Raw genomic sequence first — 4,490 nt, forward strand, 5'->3', positions numbered from 1 at the left:
GCGGCATGGCGGCCTCCCACGGATTTACCGCCTCCGGGACCGGGGTCACGGGAGCGAAGGCGGGCGTCTATCAGAGCGGGGGTGGAAAGGCAAACGGCGCAGGGCCGATCGCGAGCCGCCTGCTGGGCAGCAGCGGCGCCCACTGCTAAGGTGCGTAGATGGACCCTGAACAGCAAATGCCGCCCAAAGGCGCAAGTCTGGAAGACAGGGCCGCGAAGGCTCTGAACGCTGTCATGATCATGCTGTTGTCCGCCGCCGCAGCCGCATTCGGGGCGTGGATGTCCTTTATCTATATCCAGCGAGCGCTTGCGAGAGGCCTGGATTTCACCTGGACTGAAATCATGGCCTCGGGCCAGATTTTGAGCGGCTTGTTCGTGTTTGTGCTCGCCTGCTTCGGAATGCGCTTCGGCTTCAGGATGCTGTTCAAGACCTCAGCGCCAGGCTGAACGCTATCAGAGCGCCCTCACTCCATCCGCAGCCTCGGCGTCGGGCTCGAAATCACGCGCCAGGTCGTGGATGCGGCTCTTCATCACCCCGGCCTTCTTGAGCGCGAGCGAGGCGGCCCAGCGGGCGGCCAGTTCGGGGCGGGCCATGCGGTCGGTGGGGCGCGGACGGCCGCCGCGCTCGCGCAGCACCGCATTGGTGAACAGGGCGCCGTTCCTGAAGCGCGAGCCCCAGGTCTGGAAGTCCATGGAGAGCGAGACGCAGAACTGGTCCAGATTGCGCACCCGGTGCGGGGCGTAGATGGGCCAGGTCAGGGCCTGACCGGGCTCCAGATCGATGACCGACGCGTCGGCCTCGAAGTCGGGGCGGTAGGGGATCTCCTCGGTAGTCTGGAGGGCGATGACCTGCTCCATGCTGGCCTCGGGCAGGTGGGTCTCGTCGCCGGGATAGACGAAGACGCGCTTGCGGCCCCGCATGTGGAACAGCACCACCCCCGCATTGTCGAAATGGTAGGGCGCGCCGGATTTGGGCGATGACAGGATCAGCTGGCCGGCGTTGCGCACGGCTTTCAGGCCGGGGATCGACGACTGGATGGCACCGAACTCGTCCATGGCGGCGGCCCAGAGCTCGGGCCAGCCGTCCTGCACGTCGCGCAGATTGACCCACAGCCGGCCCTGCTGGATGGCCTTGAGCAGGTCCGCGCCGGACAGGGCGCCGCGCGCGCCGGTGCGCAGGGTGTGGCCGCCGTCGTCCTGGTAGTCGTACAGGTTGATGTCGATGAGCCCGGCCGGATAGCGGTCCAGCACCTGGGCCAGCCGGTCGTCGTCGGCGAACCCGGCGGCCACCAGACCGTGGGGAAAGACCCGGGCCTCGCGGATGGGGCCTGAGTAGCGAGTTCCGTCCATGCTCAGGCCTCGGCGCGGGCGGGGCTGGCCTTGGCCAGGGCGGCGCGGGCCGCTTCGAAGACGCCGCGCGCGCGGGCGGCGGGATCGGTCTCGCAGGCCTCGATGGCTGACCAACGGCGGCGCACGCTGGCGCGCAGGCGCTCGCCGCGATCCCCGCCCGCCGCGTTGAGTACGCCCACCGCCGCCTGGCTGACCGTGGCGCCGAGGCCCGGTCGGACGATGACGCCCTCGCGCACGGTCTGGGATGCGTTGCAGAAGTACTTCTTGTAGCCCTCGCCGCCGAAGCCGTAGTCGAACACCCGGTAGCCGCGCGCGCCCATCAGACGCATGGTGTCCATGCTGAGCATGATGCCCGGCGAGCAGCGCGCCGCGGCGGGCTCATAGACCGGGAACCAGAAGTGCCAGCGGGTCCCGGCGTGCAGGGAGAACTCCATGGCCGCCACGGTGTCGCCCGCCGTCAGGGTGGCGATGGAGGCGCCGAAGTCGCCCTCCTGCTCGTCCATCAGGGCGTGCAGCAGATCCCGGGTCCAGCCGCAGGCGAAGATGTCGTGGCGGCCCGTGCGGCGGTACTGGTCGCGCTTGAGCTCAATCAGGCGATCCAGCAGGGCCGTGTCCCGCTGGTCGGTGCGGGTCTCGATGGGGCCAAGGTCGCGCTCCAGCCCCCGGCGGGCGCGCTCCTTGTCCTTGAAATATTTGCGCTCGGTCTCGCGGCGCTCGGCGTACCAGGCCTCGTAGCCGGACTCGGGCAGGGTCACCATCAGGCAGTCGCGCTCCACCAGCCCCCTCGCCTCGCCCACCCAGGCGCCCACGTTGAGGCGCGCGCCGTTCAGCAGGCGGGCCAGCCCATGCAGCTCGGGCGCCTCGCCGGGACGGGCGATGACGCCGTGAAAGTCGTTCATGGGCGCGCCCAGCGGCAGGATCGAGCCGCCGCGGCGCTGGAACGGGAAGAAGCCGACGATCTCTCCGCCCCGGTGCAGCACGGCCACGGCGGCGCCGGGGCTGACGCGGGCGGCGACCCGGGTGAAGCGGGGGCGGAAATAGGCGGAGGTCAGGTCCGGATTGGCGGCGACCATCTGGCGCCAGAGGGTCCATTCGGACTCGCCCAGGGCGTCGGCCGCCATGATCTCGACGGTCAGGGTTTGCATGCCGGGCTCCTGTCGCATGGCCGGACCCTACCCCTGTCCCCGTTGCAGGACGGTTTAGGGGCATGGTGAACGAAACCCCACCGCCTGTCGGGGCGTTGAGGAAAACACACAGGAGATCAAGGCCATGACCGACGAACGTCCGGACAACCGCTCTGTCGAAAACGAAGAGCTGCGCAAGCCCGCCAACGAGGGCGAGCCGCCTCGCCCCGCTACCGAGCCCAAGGGGGCCAAAGGCTCGTCCAACTCGGGGGAAACGGCCACCGATCCCGCCACGGGCGAAGAGAACTAGGCTGCTCTCTCTCAAGAGCTGATTGGAACAGGCGCGGCCGGGCGGGGTTGGTTGTGCACACCCCTGTCCGGAGCCTGTTCATGATCATTCGCCCTTCCCACATCGCCCTGCTCGCCGCCCTGCCAATGCTCGCCACGGCGGCCTGTGGCGATCGGGATCGCGAGCGGCCGGCCACGGAGGCGGCGAGTCCGGCCTCGGACGAGGCGGCGAGGCTGCGGCAATCCATCGAGTCGGCCACCTTCACGCCGCCCGTATCTGACGAGGCCGGCGAGTCGATCAGCGGCGATTCAGCGGACGCCCAGAGCGGAGACGCGGCGTCGGCGGCCCGGGGAGGTGCGGTGGACGACGCCCTGCCAGAGGACGCGCGGCCAGACCCGGCCATGGTCCGGGTCCAGATTCTGCTGGACCGCACCCGGTTCTCGCCCGGCATCATCGACGGGCTGGGCGGCGAGAATACCCGCCAGGCCATCGCGGCCTTCCAGGAGGCCAACGACCTTGAGGTGACCGGCGAACTGAGCGCCGAGGTGTTCGAGCAACTGACTTCGGGCGACAGCAACAGGGTGCTGACCGACTACACCATCACCGGGGAGGACGCGGCCGGGCCGTTCATCGGCGAGGTTCCCGAGGGCATGGAAGCCATGGCCGAGCTGGAGACGGTGGGTTACGCCGACGCCCGCGAGGCGCTGGCCGAGAAATTCCACATGAGCGAGGCCTTGCTGGATGCGCTGAACCCCGGCGTCGATTTCGGGCGCGCGGGCCAGCGCATCGTCGTGGCCTCCACCGGCCCGGCCGAGCTGGACGGCGAGGTGGCGCGGATCGTCGTCAACAAGAACGAGAGCTCGGTGCGGGCCTTCGATGCGGATGGACAGCTGCTGGCCTTCTATCCGGCCACCATCGGCAGCGGCGAGACCCCCTCCCCGTCCGGCAGGCACACGGTGCGGGCGGTCGCGCCGGAGCCCAACTACACCTACGACCCGTCGCGGCTGAGCTCGGCCAGCGGCGGCCGCGCGGTGGTGATCCCGCCGGGTCCGAACAATCCGGTGGGCTCTGTGTGGATCGACCTTTCGCGGGACAGCTACGGCATCCACGGCACGCCCGAGCCGGCGGAGATCGGCAAGACCGCCTCCAGCGGCTGCGTGCGCCTGACCAACTGGGACGCCGAACAGCTGGCGTCGGGGGTGGAGCCGGGGGTGGTGGTGGAGTTTGTCTGAGGCGCCTGCCTTCTCCCGTTGGGAGAAGGGGGAACCCGCGCACCGGAGCGTAGCGGAGGTTCTGCGCGCGGGGGATGAGGGTTCGGTGGGCCCGGATGAAGACATCCGACCCTCACCCTGCGCGCTGTAGAAGCGGTCTGCTTCGCATCCCGCTGCGCGCAGCCCTCTCCCATCGGGAGAGGGAAAAGCAAAACGGCCCCGGAGCGTCCTCCGGGGCCGCTCTTTTATGTCTGGCCTATGCTCGCCTCGCGGAGGCTCGCGGCTTGAGGCCCATTTTCGCGGCCTATGCTCGCGACGCGGTCGCTCGCGGCTTGAGGCCGGATGGCAAAACGGCCCCGGAGTTTCCTCCGGGGCCGCTCTGTATTCAGGTCAGAAGACCGAGCTTACTCGGTGATCTTGGCCACCACGCCGGCGCCGCCTCCGTGTGCGGTTTCCGCGCACGGCGCTCGTCGCGCAGATTACTCCGTAATCTTCGCGACGACACCTGCTCCAACCG

General features: G+C 69.4%; 5 protein-coding genes. 3 read left to right on the forward strand and 2 right to left on the reverse strand.

Translation table 11 applies throughout. From position 1 onward, the window contains the following. The first annotated feature begins 158 nt into the window (after nt 1-158). Nucleotides 159-446 carry a hypothetical protein gene (locus C0461_RS13535; RefSeq protein ID WP_292107737.1) on the forward strand — a complete coding sequence of 96 codons (288 nt, stop codon included), beginning with the start codon at nt 159-161 and terminating at the stop codon, nt 444-446. Nucleotides 447-452: 6 nt separating this feature from the next. On the opposite strand, the gene C0461_RS13540 is transcribed toward C0461_RS13535, so the two are convergent. Then, nucleotides 453-1,349, reverse strand: coding sequence for a transcriptional regulator (locus C0461_RS13540; RefSeq protein WP_292107739.1), 897 nt, complete (start codon nt 1,347-1,349; stop codon nt 453-455). 2 nt (nt 1,350-1,351) lie between these two features. Further along, a complete protein-coding gene (locus C0461_RS13545; RefSeq protein ID WP_292107740.1) occupies nt 1,352-2,494 on the reverse strand; it encodes a GNAT family N-acetyltransferase in 1,143 nt (380 codons plus the stop codon). A gap of 124 nt (nt 2,495-2,618) precedes the next feature. Here C0461_RS13545 and C0461_RS13550 point away from each other — a divergent pair, with 124 nt between their 5' ends. Continuing rightward, on the forward strand, nt 2,619-2,783 hold the full coding sequence (locus C0461_RS13550) for a hypothetical protein (protein WP_292107741.1): 165 nt from the start codon (nt 2,619-2,621) through the stop codon (nt 2,781-2,783). 80 nt (nt 2,784-2,863) lie between these two features. Further along, nucleotides 2,864-3,994: a L,D-transpeptidase gene (locus tag C0461_RS13555; RefSeq protein ID WP_292107742.1), complete on the forward strand. Its 1,131-nt coding sequence runs from the start codon at nt 2,864-2,866 to the stop codon at nt 3,992-3,994. Nucleotides 3,995-4,490 lie beyond the last annotated feature (496 nt).

The sequence above is a fragment of the Brevundimonas sp. genome (assembly GCF_013823285.1).
GTDB lineage: Bacteria > Pseudomonadota > Alphaproteobacteria > Caulobacterales > Caulobacteraceae > Brevundimonas.

Excerpts from the sequence above, each read along its gene's own strand:
- C0461_RS13535 (WP_292107737.1), top strand. The coding sequence starts at position 159 with ATGGACCCTGAACAGCAAATGCCGCCCAAAGGCGCAAGTCTGGAAGAC.
- C0461_RS13540 (WP_292107739.1), bottom strand. The coding sequence starts at position 1,349 with ATGGACGGAACTCGCTACTCAGGCCCCATCCGCGAGGCCCGGGTCTTT.
- C0461_RS13545 (WP_292107740.1), bottom strand. The coding sequence starts at position 2,494 with ATGCAAACCCTGACCGTCGAGATCATGGCGGCCGACGCCCTGGGCGAG.
- C0461_RS13550 (WP_292107741.1), top strand. The coding sequence starts at position 2,619 with ATGACCGACGAACGTCCGGACAACCGCTCTGTCGAAAACGAAGAGCTG.
- C0461_RS13555 (WP_292107742.1), top strand. The coding sequence starts at position 2,864 with ATGATCATTCGCCCTTCCCACATCGCCCTGCTCGCCGCCCTGCCAATG.